The 19,420-nt window shown below is 66.7% G+C and carries 17 protein-coding genes; 8 read left to right on the top strand and 9 right to left on the bottom strand.

Annotated elements, in window-relative coordinates; all coding sequences use genetic code 11:
- Positions 1-37 precede the first annotated feature (37 nt).
- The 5 genes from alaS to pncC all read right to left on the bottom strand — a co-directional run bounded on the left by alaS (position 38) and on the right by pncC (position 5,282).
- The gene (gene alaS, locus ABC977_RS07930; protein ID WP_369666709.1) at positions 38-2,641 is read right to left on the bottom strand and encodes an alanine--tRNA ligase; all 2,604 of its coding nucleotides are present in this window, start codon (positions 2,639-2,641) and stop codon (positions 38-40) included.
- A gap of 55 nt (positions 2,642-2,696) precedes the next feature.
- A complete protein-coding gene (locus ABC977_RS07925; protein ID WP_369666708.1) occupies positions 2,697-3,143 on the bottom strand; it encodes a regulatory protein RecX in 447 nt (148 codons plus the stop codon).
- Positions 3,140-4,171 (bottom strand): recombinase RecA, encoded by a 1,032-nt coding sequence (gene recA / locus ABC977_RS07920; protein ID WP_369666707.1) that lies wholly within the window; start codon positions 4,169-4,171, stop codon positions 3,140-3,142. Before recA ends, ABC977_RS07925 begins: the two co-directional genes overlap by 4 nt.
- A 78-nt stretch (positions 4,172-4,249) precedes the next feature.
- Positions 4,250-4,777, bottom strand: a complete 528-nt coding sequence (thpR, locus tag ABC977_RS07915) for an RNA 2',3'-cyclic phosphodiesterase (RefSeq protein WP_369666706.1) — start codon at positions 4,775-4,777, stop codon at positions 4,250-4,252.
- Positions 4,770-5,282: a nicotinamide-nucleotide amidase gene (gene pncC / locus ABC977_RS07910; protein WP_369666705.1), complete on the bottom strand. Its 513-nt coding sequence runs from the start codon at positions 5,280-5,282 to the stop codon at positions 4,770-4,772. The genes thpR and pncC overlap by 8 nt, the downstream gene beginning before the upstream one ends.
- 130 nt (positions 5,283-5,412) lie before the next feature.
- On the opposite strand from pncC, the gene ABC977_RS07905 reads away from it, so the two are divergent.
- The 5 genes from ABC977_RS07905 to ABC977_RS07885 all read left to right on the top strand — a co-directional run bounded on the left by ABC977_RS07905 (position 5,413) and on the right by ABC977_RS07885 (position 10,797).
- Positions 5,413-5,694, top strand: a complete 282-nt coding sequence (locus ABC977_RS07905) for a cupin domain-containing protein (protein WP_369666759.1) — start codon at positions 5,413-5,415, stop codon at positions 5,692-5,694.
- Positions 5,695-7,143 (top strand): cryptochrome/photolyase family protein, encoded by a 1,449-nt coding sequence (locus ABC977_RS07900; RefSeq protein ID WP_369666704.1) that lies wholly within the window; start codon positions 5,695-5,697, stop codon positions 7,141-7,143.
- Positions 7,144-7,421: 278 nt separating this feature from the next.
- The gene (locus tag ABC977_RS07895) at positions 7,422-7,742 is read left to right on the top strand and encodes a hypothetical protein (RefSeq protein WP_369666703.1); all 321 of its coding nucleotides are present in this window, start codon (positions 7,422-7,424) and stop codon (positions 7,740-7,742) included.
- A 569-nt stretch (positions 7,743-8,311) separates the two neighbouring features.
- Positions 8,312-9,079: a tRNA (N6-threonylcarbamoyladenosine(37)-N6)-methyltransferase TrmO gene (gene tsaA, locus ABC977_RS07890; protein WP_369666702.1), complete on the top strand. Its 768-nt coding sequence runs from the start codon at positions 8,312-8,314 to the stop codon at positions 9,077-9,079.
- A gap of 305 nt (positions 9,080-9,384) precedes the next feature.
- Complete coding sequence (locus ABC977_RS07885) at positions 9,385-10,797, top strand: DegQ family serine endoprotease (RefSeq protein WP_369666758.1); 1,413 nt, start codon at positions 9,385-9,387, stop codon at positions 10,795-10,797.
- Here the strand turns inward: ABC977_RS07885 and ABC977_RS07880 are convergent.
- Positions 10,786-11,529 carry a DUF502 domain-containing protein gene (locus ABC977_RS07880; RefSeq protein WP_369666701.1) on the bottom strand — a complete coding sequence of 248 codons (744 nt, stop codon included), beginning with the start codon at positions 11,527-11,529 and terminating at the stop codon, positions 10,786-10,788. The genes ABC977_RS07885 and ABC977_RS07880 overlap by 12 nt on opposite strands.
- 261 nt (positions 11,530-11,790) lie before the next feature.
- Between ABC977_RS07880 and ABC977_RS07875 the strand changes: the two genes are divergently transcribed.
- The 3 genes from ABC977_RS07875 to tcuB are packed head-to-tail and all read left to right on the top strand — an operon-like array spanning position 11,791 to position 15,907.
- Positions 11,791-13,371, top strand: coding sequence for a cobyric acid synthase (locus ABC977_RS07875; RefSeq protein ID WP_369666700.1), 1,581 nt, complete (start codon positions 11,791-11,793; stop codon positions 13,369-13,371).
- A 6-nt stretch (positions 13,372-13,377) separates the two neighbouring features.
- Positions 13,378-14,784, top strand: a complete 1,407-nt coding sequence (tcuA, locus tag ABC977_RS07870; protein WP_369666699.1) for an FAD-dependent tricarballylate dehydrogenase TcuA — start codon at positions 13,378-13,380, stop codon at positions 14,782-14,784.
- Complete coding sequence (gene tcuB / locus ABC977_RS07865) at positions 14,765-15,907, top strand: tricarballylate utilization 4Fe-4S protein TcuB (protein ID WP_369666698.1); 1,143 nt, start codon at positions 14,765-14,767, stop codon at positions 15,905-15,907. Before tcuA ends, tcuB begins: the two co-directional genes overlap by 20 nt.
- Positions 15,908-16,054: 147 nt before the next feature.
- Here the strand turns inward: tcuB and ABC977_RS07860 are convergent, their stop codons facing one another.
- From ABC977_RS07860 to ABC977_RS07850, 3 genes are all read right to left on the bottom strand, one after another.
- A complete protein-coding gene (locus ABC977_RS07860) occupies positions 16,055-17,539 on the bottom strand; it encodes a protein adenylyltransferase SelO (protein ID WP_369666697.1) in 1,485 nt (494 codons plus the stop codon).
- 210 nt (positions 17,540-17,749) lie between these two features.
- A complete protein-coding gene (locus ABC977_RS07855; RefSeq protein ID WP_369666696.1) occupies positions 17,750-18,556 on the bottom strand; it encodes an ABC transporter permease in 807 nt (268 codons plus the stop codon).
- Positions 18,553-19,161, bottom strand: coding sequence for an ABC transporter ATP-binding protein (locus tag ABC977_RS07850; RefSeq protein ID WP_369666695.1), 609 nt, complete (start codon positions 19,159-19,161; stop codon positions 18,553-18,555). Before ABC977_RS07850 ends, ABC977_RS07855 begins: the two co-directional genes overlap by 4 nt.
- Positions 19,162-19,420: the final 259 nt, after the last annotated feature.

The following is a 19,420-nucleotide window of genomic DNA, read 5'->3' as shown; positions in this document are numbered from 1 at the left end:
CCTGGCGACGGGTGTCCTCCCTCGGCGGTCGAACGGCTCACGCCAACCTGTCACGCACCCAATCCTCGACCAACCCCAGGGCCGCCGGCAGGCCAGCCGGGTCGGTGCCACCCGCCTGCGCCATATCGGCCCGGCCACCGCCCTTGCCGCCGACCTTGGCCGCGACGTCGCGGATCAGGTCGCCGGCCTTCAGACGATCCGTCAGATCCTTCGTCACGCCGGCGACCAGGTTGACCTTCCCCTCGGCATCGCCGGCCAAGACGACGACCGCGCTGCCGAGACGCCCCTTGAGTTGATCGAGGGTCTCGCGCAGCGCCTTCGCATCGGCCCCATCGAGACGCGCGGCCAGCACCTGGACCGGCCCCACGGCCACCGCCTGGGCGGCAAGATCCTGGCCCGCTGCTCCGGCCAGCTTGCCTTTGAGCCGCTCGAGCTCCTTCTCCAGGCGGCGAGTTCGTTCGAGCAACTGGGAGACCCTTTGATCGACGTCTTCCCGCCCACCCTTGAGCAATTCGGTCAGCCGCAGCAAACGATCTTCATCCGCCTCGACCCACTGGACCGCGGCCGCCCCGGTCAGCGCCTCGATCCGACGCACCCCGGCGGCAATCCCGCCCTCGCTGACGATCTTGAACAGACCGATATCGCCGACGGCCTTGACATGGGTCCCGCCACACAGCTCGGTCGAAAAATCCCCCATACGCAAGACGCGGACCTGATCGGCGTATTTTTCGCCGAACAGGGCCAAGGCACCGGACGCCTTGGCGTCATCCAGACTCATGATCCGCGTCTCGACCAGATGGTTGGCCCGGATCTCCTGATTGACCAGCCGCTCGATCCGAACCAGCTGCTCGCGGGTGACGCCTTCGAAGTGCGTGAAATCGAAGCGCAACCGCTCTGGCTCGACGAGTGAGCCTTTCTGCTGCACGTGCTCGCCGAGCACCTGTCGCAGCGCGGCGTGCAGCAAGTGAGTGGCCGAGTGGTTCAGGGCCGTGGCGAGCCGCCGCTCGACGTCGACCTGGGCCCCGACGCGATCGCCAAGGCCGATCTCACCGGTGACGAGGCGACCGACATGGAAGATCAGGTCGCCGCCCTTCTTGCGGGTATCCGTGACATCGAACCGCGCGGTCTCGGTGGTCAAGACGCCACGGTCCCCGACCTGTCCACCGGACTCGCCGTAAAAGGGCGTCACATCGAGCACCAGGATGCCCTCTTCGCCTGTCGCGAGCCGGTCCGTCGCGGCGCCATCCCGATACAGGCCGACGACGGTGGCCTGGTCCGCGAGGTGTTCGTAGCCGGTGAAATCGGTGGTCCCCTCGAACTCCAGCGCCATCTCCTGCGCCGTTCCGAAGTGGCTCGCGGCCCGTGCCCGTTCCCGCTGCTGCGCCATCTCGCGCTCGAAACCCGCGAGATCCAGCGACAGGCCACGTTCCCGGGCGATATCGGCGGTCAGATCGACCGGAAAACCATAGGTATCGTACAGCTTGAAGACGACATCGCCGCGGATCTCGGGCTCGGCGAGGCCAGCGATCGTCCCCTCGAGGATCCGCAATCCCTGCTCCAGGGTCTCGGCGAACCGCTCTTCCTCCAGCCGCAGAACACGCGCCACCCGCTCCTCGGCGGCGGCCAGTTCCGGATACGCGGAACCCATGTCCCCCACGAGCGGCGCGACCAGGCGGTGGAAGAAGGGCTCGGCCTGCCCGAGTCGGTAGCCGTGGCGGATCGCACGGCGAATGATGCGCCGCAGGACATAGCCGCGGCCTTCGTTGCTCGGCGTCACACCGTCGACGATCAGAAAACTGGCCGACCGGATATGGTCGGCGATCACCCGCAACGACTTATCGGTCAGGTCTCCCGCCGCCGTCGCCTCGGCGGCGGCTACGACGAGGCGACGCAACAAATCGATGTCATAGTTGCTGTGGACCCCCTGCATGACCGCGGCGAGCCGCTCGAGACCCATCCCGGTATCCACGGACGGATGCGGCAGCGGGGTCAACTGACCGTCGGCATCCCGGTTGTACTGCATGAAGACCAGGTTCCAGATCTCGACGTAGCGGTCGCCATCGGCGTCGGGCGAGCCCGGGGGGCCGCCGGCCACCTGCGGCCCGTGGTCGAAAAAGATCTCGGAGCAAGGCCCGCACGGGCCCGTGTCACCCATCGACCAGAAGTTGTCCTTGGCGCCGCACCGCGCGAAGCGCCGAGGATCGACCCCCATCTCGTCGAGCCAGATCGAAGCCGCCTCGTCATCCTCGGTATAAACCGTTACCCACAGCCGATCCGGCGGCAACTTCAGGACGTCGACCAGATATTCCCAGGCAAAGGCGATGGCCTCGCGCTTGAAATAGTCGCCGAAGCTGAAATTCCCGAGCATCTCGAAGAAGGTGTGATGGCGCCCGGTATAACCGACATTCTCCAAATCATTGTGCTTGCCGCCGGCGCGCACGCAGCGCTGCGCGCTCGCTGCACGTCGGTAGGGCCGCCGATCGCGCCCGAGAAACACGTCCTTGAAGGGCACCATGCCAGCATTCGTGAACAACAACGTCGGGTCGTTGGCAGGAATCAAAGAACTGCTCGGTACGACCTCGTGGTCACGCGCTCGGAAGAAATCCAGGAAACTGGCTCGAAGCTCTGCACTGCTCGTCATGTCGACTGACTCGGGACTTTGCGTTGAAGATTGACTGTCGGGCTCGGGCACCAGGTCACTGATCGTCGAACAGTAACGACCGGATCAAACCGACGGGAAACCCGCGCGACTCGAGAAAGCGGCCACGGCGTGCCTGTTCACGAGGATCTTGGGATTTGGCCGGGCCGAAGCGCTTATCGTGGGCCATCGTTATCAGTTCCCGCCATCGATCATCCGATAATCGGAGATGGGGGTCGATCACCTCATCCGGGAGCCCCTTGCGATGCAATTCCTCGCGCACACGAAGCGGGCCAAAGCCCTTGCGTAAACGCTCGGCGACATAATGCTCGGCGAGGCGGGCTTCACAGAGCAGACCTTTGGCAACCAGCTCCTCGAGCAGCGATGCGACAGCATCCGGCGCATAGCCACGGCGATGCAGCTTGGCCGCAAGCTCCCGGCGACTGTGGTCCCGCAGCGCCAGCAAGCGCAACGCGGCCCCCTCGAGCTCGGGATCCAGCGTCACGCCTCCGCGGTTTCGCCGGATGCCGCCTCACCGACCGATTGGGGCAGCAATTGCTCACGGATCCGCTGCTCGATCTCACTGGCCAGCGCCGGATTGTCCCGCAGAAAGGTGCGGACGTTGTCCTTTCCCTGACCGATTCGGTTGCCTCCGTAACTGTACCAGGCTCCCGATTTCTCGACGATATTGGCCTGGACGCCCAGATCGATGATCTCGCCTTGCCGCGAGATTCCCTCGCCGTAAAGGATATCGAACGTGACTTGGCGAAACGGCGGCGCGACCTTGTTCTTGACCACCTTGACCTTGGTCTCGTTGCCGACGACCTCATCGCCCTTCTTGATGGCGCCGATACGGCGAATGTCGAGGCGCACCGACGCGTAGAACTTCAGCGCGTTGCCGCCGGTCGTCGTCTCCGGCGAACCGAACATGACGCCGATCTTCATCCGAATCTGGTTGATGAACACGACGATGCTATTCGAACGCTTGATGTTCGCCGTGAGCTTCCGCAAGGCTTGCGACATCAGCCGCGCCTGGAGGCCGACATGCGAATCGCCCATCTCGCCCTCGATCTCGGCCTTCGGGGTCAGGGCCGCGACCGAATCGATCACGACGATATCGACAGCCCCGGAGCGCACCAGCATATCGGTGATCTCGAGGGCCTGCTCACCGGTGTCGGGTTGCGAGACCAACAGGTTCTCGATGTTGACCCCGAGCTTCTCGGCATAACTCGGGTCGAGCGCGTGCTCGGCGTCGACGAAGGCCGCGGTGCCGCCGAGCTTCTGCGCCTCGGCCACCATGTGCAGCGTCAGGGTCGTCTTGCCGGACGATTCCGGACCATAGATCTCGATCACCCGACCCCGCGGGATGCCACCGATTCCGAGGGCGAGATCGAGACCGAGCGAACCCGTCGAGATGACATCGACATTGCGCACTGCGCCCGTGTCGCCCATGCGCATCACGGATCCCTTGCCAAACTGTTTCTCGATCTGGGCAAGGGCCGCCGCCAGCGCCCTTTTGCGGTTGTCGTCCATTCGCTCTCCAGAATACCTGCGTGCCATCCGGCCTTGCCGCCGGGGGAGGCGTTAGTATCCCATATCACCCCAGCCCAGTCATGGCTGCAATGGCCACCGACGCAACCAGCGATAGCGCGGCGGGCCGCCTCCCCCACTCGCGGCCAACACGAAGTCGGTCGCACGCCAGTGAATGGGACGAGCCAATGCGGAAGGGGATTCGGGATGCCCGAGCGCACCGATGCGGCGACCGAGCGTGACATGGGGCTGGAAGGGCCGCCGATCCGCGGCGACGCCGCAGTGGATCAGACCCGTGATCAGCCGCGTCGCCAGAAGCTCGAGCGCATCCGGGACGCCGGCCGGGCCGCACCAGAGGACCCGCGGCCCCGGCCAGTGGCCGATGCGATCGAGCTCGAACCCGAACGGCGCCATGCGCACGGCGCCGGCCACCTCCAGCGCACACACGCGGGCCGTGCCGGCGAGCGGGCCGATGAAGGCGAGGGTCAGGTGCAGGTCGGCCGGGTGCGTCGGTCGAGCCGCGACGGGAACCCGCGAACGGACCAATCGGATCAGATGCGCGCGGGCGGAGGGATCTGGCCAGAGGGCAAAGAAGAGACGCTCACTCACACGGGCCAAGCAGCTCGATCAGCCGCTCCAATGCGACGCGCACCGCCTGATGGCGGACCTCGTCGCGATGGCCGGCGAATTGCAGGCGCTGGGTCACGACTTGTCCATCGACGAGGGCCCAGGCAAACCAGACGGTGCCAACCGGCTTCTCGTCGGAGCCACCACCGGGCCCGGCGATGCCGGTGATCGCGATGGCGATCTGCGCCTCGCTGTGCGCCAAAGCACCCAAGGCCATCTCGCGCACCACGGCCTCGCTGACCGCTCCGGCACCCGTGATGGTCTCCACCTGGACGCCCAGCATCTGGACCTTCGCCCGGTCGTCATAGGTGACGAAGCCACGGTCGAACCATCCGCTGCTGCCCGGGACGTCGGTCACGACCTTGGCCAGCCAGCCACCGGTACAGGACTCCGCCGTTGTCAGGCGCAGCGCTGCCGCCGACAAGCACCGGCCAACGGCGAGCGACAGGGGATCGAGGATCTCGCTCATGCCCGCAGTGTCCCCCATCGACGATTCCAACTCAAGGCCGCGAGCCTTGAAAAAGCCGGACGATCACCCTAAGAACACCGGTTGCGCTCACGAGCGGGAACCGCCCAGGCGCAACCGAAGAACGCACGACTCGAGGAGCATGTCCACGATGACCGAATACGAGATCCTCTTCGAACGCAAGCCGTCCCCGGCCAAACTCGAGGTCCTCGGTGTCGAGGGTTGGCCGGTATGGCGAAAGGACGTCGCGACCTTTCCCTGGCAATACGATCGCAACGAGACCTGCTACGTGCTCAGGGGTCGGTTCACGGTGACCCCGGAGGGCGGGGCACCGCTGACCTTCGCTCGCGGTGACCTGATCACCTTCCCTGCGGGACTGCGTTGTACCTGGGAGATCCTCGAACCGGTCGAAAAACACTACCGGCTCGACTGAATGGCCGACGCCTCGATACTCTGGTTCCGTCGTGACCTGCGTCTTGGCGACAACCCGGCGCTCGCCGGGGCACTGGCCGGTGCCACGCACCTGGTACCCCTGTATATCCACTCGCCGACGGAGGACCACCCCTGGTCCCCCGGCGCCGCCAGCCGCTGGTGGTTGCATCACAGCCTGGCCGCGCTTGACCGGCGACTGACGGGTCTCGGCAGTCGGCTGATTCTGGCCCAAGGCGAGGATAGCCTGCAGGTCTTGCAGAAGGTCATCGCCGCCACCGGCGCCCGTCGCGTTCACTGGAATCGCTTGCACGAGCCCACGTCCGTCGCGCGGGATCGTCACATCGAGCAGGCTTTGCGGTCATCCGGCAGCGAATGCTTCGGCACGAATGGCAACCTGTTGTTCGAGCCAGGCGAGATCCTGACCGCTCAGAAAGGGCCTTACCGTGTCTTCAGCGCCTATTGGCGACGGGCCATCGCCCAGCTCCCGCCGACCCCGATCATCCCGATTCCCAGCCAGCTGCCGCCGTTGCCGCCCGAGCTGACCGGACTGGATCTCTCGACCCTGCGCTTGCAGCCGCGTATTCGCTGGGACACGGGCTTGGCCGACGCCTGGACGCCGGGCGAGGAAGGCGCCTGGCGCGCCGCGCGGGATTTTCTTGACCGGCGACTCGTCCAATACGTCGAGGGCCGCGACCGACCCGACCACCGAGGCACCTCGCGCTTGTCTCCGCACCTGCATTTTGGTGAGATCAGCCCACGGCAGTTGCTCGGTGCCCTGCTCGAGCGAGGCATCGACCTCGACCGGGAGCCGGCGGCATCCTTCCTCCGCGAGCTGGGGTGGCGTGAGTTCGCCCATCACCTGTTGGCGTTTTTTCCGCAGACGCCGGAGACGCCGCTCGATCGACGCTTCGCCGCCTTTCCGTGGTGCCACGACGACGGGACGCGACTGCACGCGTGGCAACAGGGACGGACCGGCATCCCGCTGGTCGACGCCGGTCTGCGCGAGCTGTGGACGACCGGCTGGATGCACAATCGCGTGCGCATGGTCGCTGCCTCCTTTCTCACGAAGAATCTGCGCCTGCCGTGGCAACTGGGTGCGCGATGGTTTTGGGACACGCTGGTCGACGCGGACCTCGCGAACAATACGCTCGGCTGGCAATGGGTCGCGGGTTGCGGCGCCGACGCCGCGCCCTTCTTCCGCATCTTCAATCCGATCCGCCAAGGTGAACGTTTCGACCCGAGCGGCGATTATGTGCGTCGCTGGTGCCCGGAGCTCGCCCGCCTACCCGACACCTATATCCACCGCCCATGGATGGCGCCGCGGGAGCTTCTCAGTCAGGCCGATCTCGAGCTGGGACGAGATTACCCGCGGCCGATCGTCGATCTGACCACCTCGCGTGCAGCCGCCTTGGCTGCCTGGTCAGCGATCAAGGACGCCGGCGCCGGCTGACGACCATCGACGCTGTGCGACCCGGTACCAGAACGTCGCGGCAAGAACATCACGGCGGATAACGGCCGCCTAACACCGCGCCACGACGACCGACGAACCACTGATCGTCGTTCAGCCTGCGTTCAGACTCCACCGCGTATCCTGATCTCGACAATGTGATGACCATCAACGCATCCGTTGATCCTGTCAGCCCTTGTCAGCGGACATCGCCGCCGGTGCTCAGCGGCCGACGACCTGCAACCAAGTCAATCGATTACGCAACGAGAGAGGAAACACCAATGAAGAAATCCATTTCCAGGCTCGCCCCCTTCGCCCTTGCGCTGCCGCTGATCATCGCGGGCGGATCCGCCGTTGCGCAGACCAACGTCAACACGACGATCCAGGAAGGCCGCATCAACACCAATGATACCTTCCAACGCGGCAACCTCAATGACAATGCGACCTATCAAGAAGGTCGGGACAACGCCAACCGCACCCGGCAGCGCGGCGATTCCAACTGGAACCAGACCGGCCAGTTCGGCGATTCGAACTACAATGAAACCCACCAACGAGGCTTCTCCAATCGCACCAGCCTGACACGCGGCCGCGCGCGTGACTGACTGCTCAGCCGGCGCCCATGGTCGGCGCCGGCCCATCGCAGGCAGCTAACGCCTTGAATCCATGAGACATCGACCAGGAGAGATCACACCTCCGCGATCGGGCTCTCTGCCCTGATCGCGCCCCGTCCCCACGATCTTGCCTAGCCGACGAGCACGACGAACACCGAACTCGGAGCCCGATGACATGACGCACGCGACCAGGCCATCCCGGTTAATCCTACTCCTGCTGAGTCTGATGGCTGTCACCGCGCAATCCGCCGCGATGGCCAACCAGAATACGACAACGCAGGTCGGTCGAATCAATATCAACCATACCCATCAATGCGGGGATTCGAATACGAACACCACCTATCAAGAGGGACAGATCAATATCAACCGAACCCGACAAGGCTGCGAGGGTCAACGCGTTAGCGCAGGCCGTTCTGGCGCCTCGGCATCGAGCCGCGCGGAGACCGCCCGCGGCCGCCTGCCGCTCGCCGCCCAGCTCCATAGCCGAGGATCCAGATGAGCGAACGAGCATCCGGAGGCAGCAGGCGAACCCTGAGCCAAACGAAGACATCGAGATCGCTATGGCTGGATCCTTGCCACCGATCCAGGTAACGCCGATTGGCGTGATCCGCTCTGTCTTTACCGACCGCTTCGGCATCCCGCGCCAGCCCAACCTCGTCACGGCGGTCGAGGCCCGGTTGATCCTGTTGCCGCCATACGACCGTGAAGAAGCGCTCGACGGCCTGGATGGTTTTTCGCATATCTGGCTCGTGTTCCTCTTTCATACCTGCATCGGTGCTGGCTGGCGACCGAAGGTGCGGCCCCCGCGCCTCGGTGGCCGCCGCAAGATCGGCGTATTCGCCAGTCGGGCGCCCTACCGACCGAACCCGATCGGCCTCTCGGCCGTCGCATACCTCGGATCCGAAAGGACGACCGAGGGTTTGACGCTGCGCCTGCGCGGTGTCGACCTGCTCGACGGCACGCCGGTCCTGGACATCAAGCCCTACCTCCGTTACGCGGATGCGATTCCCACGGCCAGCGCCGGCTTCGCCGACGAGCCACCGCGCGCCGATCAGCCGGTCCTGTTCACGACCGAGGCCCAGGATCAGCTCTTGCGATTGGATCCCGACGGAGCGCGGCAGCTGCGGCGGCTAATCGTGCAGACCTTGCAGCTGGATCCGCGACCGGGCTACATGGACCGTTACCCCGAACGCACCGAGTTCGCGATGCGCCTGGCCGACCTGGAGATAGGCTGGCGTCAAACCGACCGCGCCGCGCTGGTCTATCGAGTCGCACCCGCCCCGAAGGAACCTGGGGCTTGCGATGATTCCGGACCGATACCGCGGTAGGCACAGGCCCCAGGGCATCGGTCGCGCGGCCGGGGAACCCGCGCCCGGCTCGGGGCACCAGCCTCCAGTAGACGGATCAACGATTTCGACTCTTGAAAAAGTGACTGCGCCTTTGCATAGTTGAGCTTGCGAACGCTCGATCGAGATCCGCGACCGCAGCCGTTCGCCTGACCTGTGATGTGCGATCGCGAACCCTCGTTTCGCGCAAGAACGCCAATTGGCGGGCTATGTCCAGCTCGTCGACGCACGGCGGTTCGATCGCCTTCCGAACACCCAAGCGGAAAACCAAGATCACCATGACGCGCATGCCCGATTCCCCGGTCCCCGGAACCCCGGCGATTCGGACCAGCCAGAGAGTCCCTCGTTGGCTGGTCCCTCTCTTGGCGCTAACCCTTTGCCTGCTCGGGGGTCACAGTGCCCAAGCGGCACTGCCTGCGTCCGTCGATGACACCCCGTTGCCCAGCTTGGCCCCGATGCTCGAACGCACGGTTCCAGCGGTCGTCAACATCGCGACCGTCACGCGCATCGAGATCGCCGATAACCCAATGCTGCGCGACCCTTTTTTCCGACGTTTCTTCGACATCCCGGACCACCGCGAGCGCCGTGGTCAAAGTCTCGGTTCCGGCGTCATCGTCGATAGCCACAACGGGATCGTCCTGACCAATCACCACGTCGTGAACAAGGCCGAGCAGATCGAGGTGACACTTCACGACGGTCGGACCTTGCTCGCCGAGCTGGTCGGTTCCGACCCGCAGACCGACGTCGCGGTGCTGCGAGTTCCATCCGAGGAATTGCAGCAGCTGCCGGTCGGCGATTCCGATCAGCTCCGCGTCGGCGACTTCGTGATTGCCGTGGGCAGCCCTTTCGGTCTGTCACAGACAGTCACCTCGGGCATCGTCAGCGCCTTGGGTCGCTCGGGGCTCGGTATCGAGGGCTACGAAAGCTACATACAGACCGACGCCTCGATCAACCCGGGCAATTCCGGCGGCCCACTCGTCAACCTCCGCGGCGAACTAATCGGCATCAACACCGCGATCATCGCGCCCGGAGGCGGCAATGTCGGAATCGGCTTCGCGATCCCGATCAACATGGCCAAGGTCGTCATGGACCAGCTTTTGGAACATGGCGAGGTGCGCCGTGGGCTGTTCGGAGTCGGTGTCCAGGATCTCACGCCGGACCTGGCCCGCGCCTTGGGCGTCGAGGTGCATCGCGGCGCCGTGATCGCGAAGGTCGAGTCCAACTCGGCGGCCGAACGGGCCGGGGTACGACCCGGCGATGTCGTGACCCGCGTCGATGGCGCCGAGGTCCGCGGCGCGGCGGATCTACGCAACCGCATTGGGCTGAAACGCGTTGGCGACACGGTGGAACTCCAGATCGTCCGCGACGGCCGGATGCGGACCATCCGCGGCAAGGTCGCCGACCCCTACGAGCATTTCGTCGAGGGTGCGCGCATCAGCCGCGCCCTGTCCGGCGCGCGGCTCGCCGACGGTAACCGACCGCTGCAGCGCGGCCTCTTGGTCGGTGTCGACGTGGGACCGGTTGAGCCGGCCAGCCCGGCGGCCGAAACCGGGCTTCGGCAAGGCGACCTGCTCCTCGAGGTCAACGGGCAGCGCATCAACAACCTGCAAGAGCTCCGGACCGCACTGCGTCAGACCAGGGCACTGACCAGTCTGCGCCTTTGGCGCGACGGCCAATTGCTGCTGATATCAAGGCGCTGAGGATCCGGGCATCGGCTGACTCGGAGGGGGCGGCGCGGACATGTCCGACGGGGCGGTCGGCGTCGTCGCGGCCCCCGCCGCGTCGGCCGCCGGGCGCGTATAGCGGATGCGCCCGGGTGACACGGTCCCGCCGGAGATGATGAAGGTCATCGCCTCGTCGATCGTCCAATCCAGGCTGACCAGGCGTTCCTTGGGCACGATCTCCAGGTAGCCGGAGGTCGGATTCGGTGTCGTCGGGACGTAGACCGCCGCCAGTTCGATCCCGCTGACCTCGTCCTTCATGGTCTCGGTGACGAAGCCGACCGCCTTCATCTCCCGATGGGGAAACTCGATCAGCACGACCCGTTGCAGGTCGCCCGGTTTCTTCTGAAACGCCTGGACCAGTTGTTTGGTCGAACCATACACCTTGGTCACCAACGGGATCCGCTCGACCAGGGCTTCGAGCAGGCTCAGCAAGCGTCGCCCCACCATGATCGAGACGACCCATCCAAGCAGGTAGAGCGCGGTGATCGTGAACAGGATCGCGAGCAACGACTGCAGCCAGGGCACTTCTAGCATCCAACGCGCCAAGTCCGGGGAGAAATCACGGACCGACATGGCCATGGCCCGCACCGTCGGTTTGCCGAAATTCGACAGTTGCCGCAGGAAGAAATCAAAGACGAAGACCGTCACCAGGATCGGGATGATGGTGATGACGCCGGTCAAAAGATAACGCTGGAAATGGCGAAACATGGGGTGAGAGTATCGGACCTCGTATCGGTGGATTCAGGCTTGGACGCGGACTGCCGGGGGAATCAGGCTGGCTGATCAAGGCCGACGCGATGGCCCACAGATAATGCCGTCGACCCGGTTTTTCCACAATCCAAACCGGGCCATCGCGGCGCCCGCGAGGTCCCCGGTATCGGCTCGCCGGGCGTCGCGTGAGCCATTTACCATTGCACTGAACAGGCCCATCGGTGTCCAATCGTCGTGTTCGCAGCCGGGAAATCACCTATGTCAATCACTGCCCAGACCTTCGATCTCGACCTTCCGCCGCTCGGCGATCACGGCCCGCGCCGCGCCCGCACCCTGATGATTCAGGGCACGGCCTCCGATGTCGGCAAGAGTCTGATCGTCGCCGGTCTGGGTCGTGCCTACAGCCGCCGCGGTCTCGCGGTGCGGCCCTTCAAGGCGCAGAACATGAGCAACAACGCCGCGGTTGCGATCGACTCCGACTGGCCTCCCGGTCCCGACGGACGAATCCCGCCCGGCGAGATCGGCCGGGCCCAGGCGTTACAGGCGCAGGCCTGCCGCGCATCGCGCTCGGTGCACATGAACCCGGTCCTGTTGAAACCGCAGAGCGATCTCGATTGCCAGGTGATCCTGCGCGGGCGTCCGATCGGATCCTGGTCGGCGAGCGCCTATCAGGCCTTGAAGCCGAGGTTGCTGCCGGCGGTGCTCGACAGCCTGAACCGGCTGGCCGCCGACGCCGACCTGATCCTGATCGAGGGCGCTGGCAGCGGTGCCGAACAATATCTCCGGGCGCAGGACATCAGCAATATGGGGCTGGCCGAAGCCGGCGACATCCCGGTCGTTCTGCTCGGCGACGATTCGCGCGGCGGCGTCATGGCCGCGATGATCGGGGCCCACGCGCTCTGGACCCCCAGCGAACGAGCGCGGGTCGCCGGCTACCTGATCAACAAATTTCGCGGCGATCCAGCCGTCTTCGCGCCGGCCTGCACCGAGATCAGTCGCCGAACCGGTTGGCCCAGCCTCGGGATCGTCCAATGGTTCGCCGCCGCCCACAACCTGCCACCGGAAGATTCGTTGGCCCTGGAGGTGCCCGCCGACATCAGCGACCCGTCCCACCGGAGGCCAGGGCTGACCGTGGCCGTGCCCCGATTGCCACGGATCGCCAATTTCGACGACCTGGGGCCGCTCGCCGCCGAACCGGGGGTTCGGCTGCACTGGGTGCCATCCGGACGTCCGATCCCGCGCGATGTCGATGTGATCCTGCTGCCCGGATCCAAGGCGACGCGTGCCGATATGGAGGCGCTGCATCGCGAAGGTTGGGATCAGGATATCTTCTGCCATCGTCGTCACGGCGGGGCCGTAGTCGGACTGTGCGGCGGTTTCCAGATGCTCGGCCGCATGATCCACGACCCCGATGGCATCGAGGGCCCGCCGGGCTCGACGCCAGGGCTCGGCCTGCTTGCGCTCGAGACCTGGATCGGGCCGACCAAACACCTGGTCGAACTGGCGGTGCTCGACCGCCGCAGTGGACAGCGAGTCACCGGGTACGAGATGCATATGGGCCGCTCCAGCGGACCGGCGCTCGACCGCCCCTGGCTGCGGCTCGATGACGGCACGCGGGTACGGGCCGAGGGCGCCGAGTCCAGCGATGGGCGGGTCATGGGCAGCTATCTGCACGGCTTGTTCGCGGCCGATGGCTTTCGCCATCACTGGCTGGCCCGCTTCGGCCAGCAAAGCGACCTGCCCGACTATGGGGCGCGCATCGAGGCAACGCTCGACGCCCTGGCCGACCGTCTGGAGGCCGACCTGGACCTGGATCGGCTGCTCGAGCTCGCGCGCTGACCCGACATGGCGGATCGACCGCGCCCCGGAGACCCGCCGCCGAGCACCGAAATCCTCGTCGTCGGTGGCGGGATCGCGGCCTACTGCGCGGCCCTCGCGGCGCGGCAGGCGGGCGCCGCGGTCACCTTGATCGATCGAGCGCCGCCCGCGCTGCGCGGCGGCAATGCGCGTCACTCGCGCAATCTGCGCCTGGCCCATGCGGCGCCATCGCGACTGTCCCCTGGTTGTTATCGCCCCGACGAGTTCGTCGCGGACTTGGCCCGCGCGAGCCATGGCCTGGGCGACCTGGACCTCGCCCGCCGGCTGGCCGACGGCTCGACCGAGCTCCCGGACTGGCTAGAACGTCAGGGCGTGCGCTTCGAGGAACCGGCCGCCGGTGCCCTGCCCTACTCGCGCAAGACCGCCTTCTTCCTCGGCGGCGGCAAGGCGATGATCAATGCGCTGTCGCGACGCGCCGCCGCGCTCGGCGTCGCCGCGCACCAGGACACGATGGCGCTACGCGTCGGGCTCGACAGCGCCCGCCCCTACCGGCTCCCTCTGTGCATCGGCGAGCGTTCGACGACGATCGATGCGCGGGCGGTGATCCTCGCCTGCGGCGGCTATCAGGCCAATCCCGCCTGGCTGGCCGAGACCTGGGGCGCGGCGGCTGACAACTTCATCGTGCGCGGTCTACCGCAGGTGACGGGCGAATTGCTTAGGGACCTCTTCGAACACGGGGCCGCGTCGACCGGCGTCCCCGGCGCCTGTCATCTGGTCGCGGTCGACGCGCGCTCGCCACCGGCCGATGGCGGCATCGTGACCCGCATCGACGGCCTGTCCTGGGGACTGGTCCTCGACCGCGACGGACGCCGTTTCCTCGACGAGGCGGCCGAGCTCAGCCCGCGCCGTTATTCGGTCTGGGGCCGACAGCTCGCGCGGTGTCCCGGGGGGATTGCGTTCCTGATCCTGGACGCAGAAGGTCAGACGCGGACGACGCCGTCGCTGTATCCGCCGATCACGGCGCCAACGCTCGCCGAGCTCGCGCAGACACTGGATCTGCCGGTCGCCGCGGTCGAGCGAACGGTCTCCGACTACCACGGTGCCCGACATCCAGACGACCGGGACGGGGGCCACACGGAAGGGTTGGATCCACCGAAATCACGGCGCGCGCGGCCTTTGTGCCGGCCGCCGTTCGCGGCCTGGCCGATGGCGCCTGGGATCACCTTCACGAGCCACGGGATCCAGGTCGACACGGCCGCGCGCGTCATGCGGCGCGATGGCCGGCCGTTTCCGAGCCTCTTCGCGGCCGGCATGATCATGGCCCCGGCGATCCTGGGTACCGGTTACCTGGCCGGCGCCGCGCTGACGATCGGCGCAGTCTTCGGTCGCCTGGCCGGCGAACAGGCCGCCCGCGATGTCCGCACCCGCCACTGAACCGCGCGAAGACAGCCTCGCCGAGGGCCGGCGAACCCTGGCCCTGTGCGATGTCTGCGGCTTCTGTACCGGCTTCTGCCCGGTCTTTCGGGCGACCGGCGAGCGCCCGGCGCTGACGACGACGGATATCGCCTATCTGGCCAACCTGTGCCACAACTGCCGCGCCTGCTGGTATGCCTGCCAATATGCCCCGCCGCATCCCTTCGCGATCAATGTGCCGGCGACACTGGCTCGGGTCCGGTTCCAGACCTATCGCGATCATGTGTGGCCGCGCGCCTTCGCGCCGCTGATGACGCACAGCGCCGCGGCCACGCTCGTCGTCGCGCTGCTCGCGAGTCTGCTGGTGCCATTGACAACGCTGCTCGCGGTCCCCCCGGAGCGACTGTTCGCGAGCCACCGCGTGGCCGGGGCCTTTTACGAGGTGATACCGTGGGGCCTGATGAGCGCGCTAGCCGGTCTCAGTCTCGGTTGGGCACTGCTGGCCCTGGCGATCGGCGGGCTGCGCTTCTGGCGGGATACCGCGCCGACGCCGCCGCGACCGATCTCGCTTCAAGCCTGGCCCACGGCCAGCCGCGACCTGCTGACCTTGCGCCATCTCGACGGCGGTGGCGGCGGCTGCAACGACCATGACGACCGCTTCACGCAGCGCCGCCGGCTCTTTCACCTCGCCCTGCTCCACGGCTTCTTGCTGTGCGTGGCGGCAACACTGACCGCGGCCCTGTACCACCACCTGTTCGACTGGCCGGCGCCCTACCCTGTCCTCAGCGCGCCGGTCCTGCTCGGAACGCTCGGCGGCCTCGGCCTGCTGGTCGGCGTCATCGGCCTGCTGTTGGTCAAGCTTGGTGCCGATCCGGAACCGACGGCCGCCGAGACGCTGCCGGCCGATTATGCGTTGCTCGGGCTGATCGGGGCCGTCGCCGTCTCCGGGCTGATCCTGCTGGTGTTGCGCGAAACCCCGGCGATGGGTCTGCTGCTCGCCTGGCACCTCGGCACGGTTCTGGCGTTCTTCCTGATGATGCCCTATGGCAAGTTCGTCCATGGGCTCTACCGCGCGCTCGCCTTGCTGCGCCATGCCGCCGAGGCTCGTTCATCGAGCCGCACGACGCCGACCGACCGTTCCTAGCTGTCATACCCGCGGGCCAGTCACCCCAACGGATGAAAGGAGCCACGGAAGCACACGGAAACTCGCGGATCGAATCAGCCCTGTGTCGACTCCTCCGTCACTTGATCTTTTTTCCGTGTCCATCCGTGGCTTCATCTTCACGTCTCTCTAAGTCCCGCAGAAGGTCTGATAGACGCGTTCCGCCGGCGACGGCGGTTCGACGAACGGGGCCTTGTCGGCGTCGTCGCGATAGGGGTCGGTCAGTGCCCGCAGCAGCGCCTCGAACGGCCGGAAGTCACCGTCGATCGCCGCATCCAACGCTTGCTCGACCCTATGGTTGCGCGGGATCACGACCGGGTTGACCTGATGCATCCGTGCCGCGCGTACCGCGGGCGCGACCGGGTCGCGGGTCAAGCGGTCCTGCCAGGCGGCGGCCCACTCGTCGTAAGCGGCTGGGTCCGCGAATAGCGCGCGCACCCGCTCATGCCCCCGTGCATCGGCGGCGGCCTCGCCGAGCCGCCGGAAGGTCAGCGTGAAATCCGCCGAACCGGCGCGCATCGCATCGAGCAGCTTCAGGATCAGCGCGCCGTCGCCGGGTTCGACCGAGTAGAGTCCGAGCTTGCGCCGCATGCCGGCGAGCCAATGCGGCTGAAAGCGTTCGCGAAAACCATCGATCACCTCGGTGGCGCGCGCGACCGAACGCTCGGCGTCCGGATCGATCAGGGGCAACAGTGTCTCCGCCAGACGGGCGAGGTTCCATTGCGCGATCAAGGGTTGGTTCGCGAACGCATAACGGCCACCGTGATCGATCGAACTGAAGACCGCATCGGGGTCGTAGGCGTCGAGGAAGGCGCACGGACCGTAGTCGATGGTTTCCCCGCTGATCGCCATGTTATCGGTGTTCATCACGCCGTGGATGAAGCCGACCAACATCCAGCTGGCCACCAGCACAGCCTGGCGATCCATCACCGCGGCGAGCAAGGCCAGATAGGGGTCGGCCTCGTCACGGACCGAGGGATAGTGGCGTTCGATCACGTAATCGGCCAGCTGGGCAACGGCCTGGGTATCGCCGCGAGCGGCAAAGTATTCGAAGGTCCCGACGCGGAGATGACTGGCCGCCACCCGGGTCAGGATCGCGCCCGGCAGGACCGACTCCCGGTAGACGGGTTCGCCGGTCGTCACCGCCGCCAAGGCCCGCGTGGTCGGAATGCCGAGGGCCTGCATCGCCTCGCTGACCAGGTATTCGCGCAGCACCGGACCGAGCGCGGCGCGGCCGTCTCCGTTCCGCGAAAACGGGGTGCGGCCCGCGCCTTTCAGCTGCACGTCCTGGCGCTGACCGCGGCGATCGATCACCTCGCCGAGCAAGATCGCGCGGCCGTCCCCGAGTTGCGGGACGAAGTGCCCGAACTGGTGGCCCGCGTAGGGAGTCGCGATCGGATCCGCGCCACTTGGCAGCTGATTGCCGGAGAAGACGCCGGCAAGATCGGTCTCGTCGAGCGCCGTGAGGTCGAGCCCGAGCTGACCAGCCAGGGTCTCGTTGAGTCGGATCAGGCGCGGCGTCGCGACCGGGGTCGGCGCCAGACGGACATGGAACCCCGCTGGTAAGCGGTGAAAGCTGTTATCGAAACGCAGGCCGGGCAAGTGATTGGTCATGATCGAAGGCGGCGGGCACGGATGGACGACAGGATTTGGACAGCCGGCGTGTCCGCGGCAGTCCCGACTACCCGCCTCACGCCGTCCTGTCTCGAGGATGTGGTCGGAACCCGACCTTTCCCAACCCGCAGAGAATGGGGTTTGCCCCGCCTCCACTGGCCGCGGCCCCCCGGCCGGCCGCATGCGAGCGATCGGGTCAGCGTGGCGAGATCACCGGCGCGCAATGGGCCGGAGCCGGTCGAGACGCAAACGCTCGCGCTGGTCGAACAAACGACGGGACGCCAGTCGCACCGCCCCCAAGGTGCCGAAACCCGTCCCGGCGGCGATCAGGAACATGATCAGGATCTGGTACTTGACCGCCTCGACCGGCGGCGCCCCGGCCAGGATCTGCCCAGTCATCATGCCCGGCAGACTGACGACGCCGGCCGCCGCCATCGCGTTGATCGTCGGCATCAGGCCGCTGCGCGCCGCCTGGCGTCGCATCGTCGTCGTCGCGGCCATCCAGGACTCGCCGAGGGCGAGACGCCCTTCGATCAGGCTTCGCTCACGCCAAACGGCCTGAGTCAAACGGTCCAGGCCCAGGGCGATGCCGGTCATCGTATTTCCGAGCAGCATGCCGAGCAGCGGAATCGCATACTGAGGTGTCCACCAAGGGGCCGCGCCGACCATCGTCGTCAAGGCCAACACGGTGACCGCAAAGGCCGAGACGAACATGGTCACCGCCCCGATGCCGTACCCCCAAGCCCCGGCGAAGCGGCGCTCTTGCCGGGCCATGACCTCGTAACCGGCGATCAGCAGCATCACCAACGCCATCAGCGCTACCCATTCGAGACGCGCATGGTCGAACAGCGTTTGCAGGACGAGACCGATGAGCAGCAACTGTACGACCGTGCGGGCCGCGGCGATCAACAGACTACGGCCGAGGCCAAGACCGGCCCACAGCGTCAGACCAGCCAGCGCACCCACCAGGAGCCCCGCCAAGGCCAGATCCCAGGGACTCAAGATGATCAGGGTCACGACCGCAACCTGCCGTCATGGATCTCCAGCACGCGGCCACCGAGGCGATCCTGCTGGAGCCTGTCGTGGCTGACCCAGATGGCGCCGGCGCCGTGCTCGGCCAGATAGCGGCGCACGGCGGCCTCGAGCCGCTGCGTATTCTCGCGATCGAGGTTCGCGGTGGGTTCGTCGAGCAGCAGCACGCGCGGGCGATTCAGCAAGGCCCGCAGCAGACCCAGGCGCTGCCGCTCGCCGCTGGACAGGCGTTCGATCTCCCAGTCGAGGGCATCATCGGGCAGCGCGAAGCACGCCAGCCAGGACTTGGCATCATGAAGCCGCCAACCGGGCGGGAAATTCCCGTCGACCCGTGGCGCCCACCAGGCGGTCTCGGCGGGGACATAGGCGACTTGCCGACGCCAATCGCCGGGGGCGATTCGGTCGCGATCACAGTCACCCAGGCGGACCAGGCCGCGACTCGCGTCCAGATCCGCGAGGGCGCGCAGCAGCAAGGACTTGCCGGAGCCGGAAGCACCCGTGACCTGCACCAGTTCCCCCACCGCCAGACGCAGACTCAGCGGCCCGAGTCGCGCTGTCTCGAGGTCAAGCACATCCAACAAGGCGTTCATCGATGCCTCTTCGCGATCCCCCGCTCACCTCGTGGCGATCCCCCGCGCACCTCGTGGCGATCCCCGGGGCGCTCGCCCGGACGATGAGCGCCATGCGAGCACCCTGCAGCACCCGGTGCGGGGCGTGCGGCGGTGCTCACCGGCCGCGCCCTCTCGACCCTCTCGGTCGGGTCCGGGTGCTCGCGGTCACGCCGAGCCCGATCGTCAATCGGGCCCGGATCAGGATCTCGAACCCGCGACCCGGCGGACGCGGCACGAT

It is taken from the genome of Thioalkalicoccus limnaeus (genome assembly GCF_041197575.1).
Classification (GTDB): domain Bacteria; phylum Pseudomonadota; class Gammaproteobacteria; order Chromatiales; family Chromatiaceae; genus Thioalkalicoccus; species Thioalkalicoccus limnaeus.
Note: the sequence above shows the minus strand (reverse complement) of the source record. Positions and strands in the feature narration are given on the sequence as shown.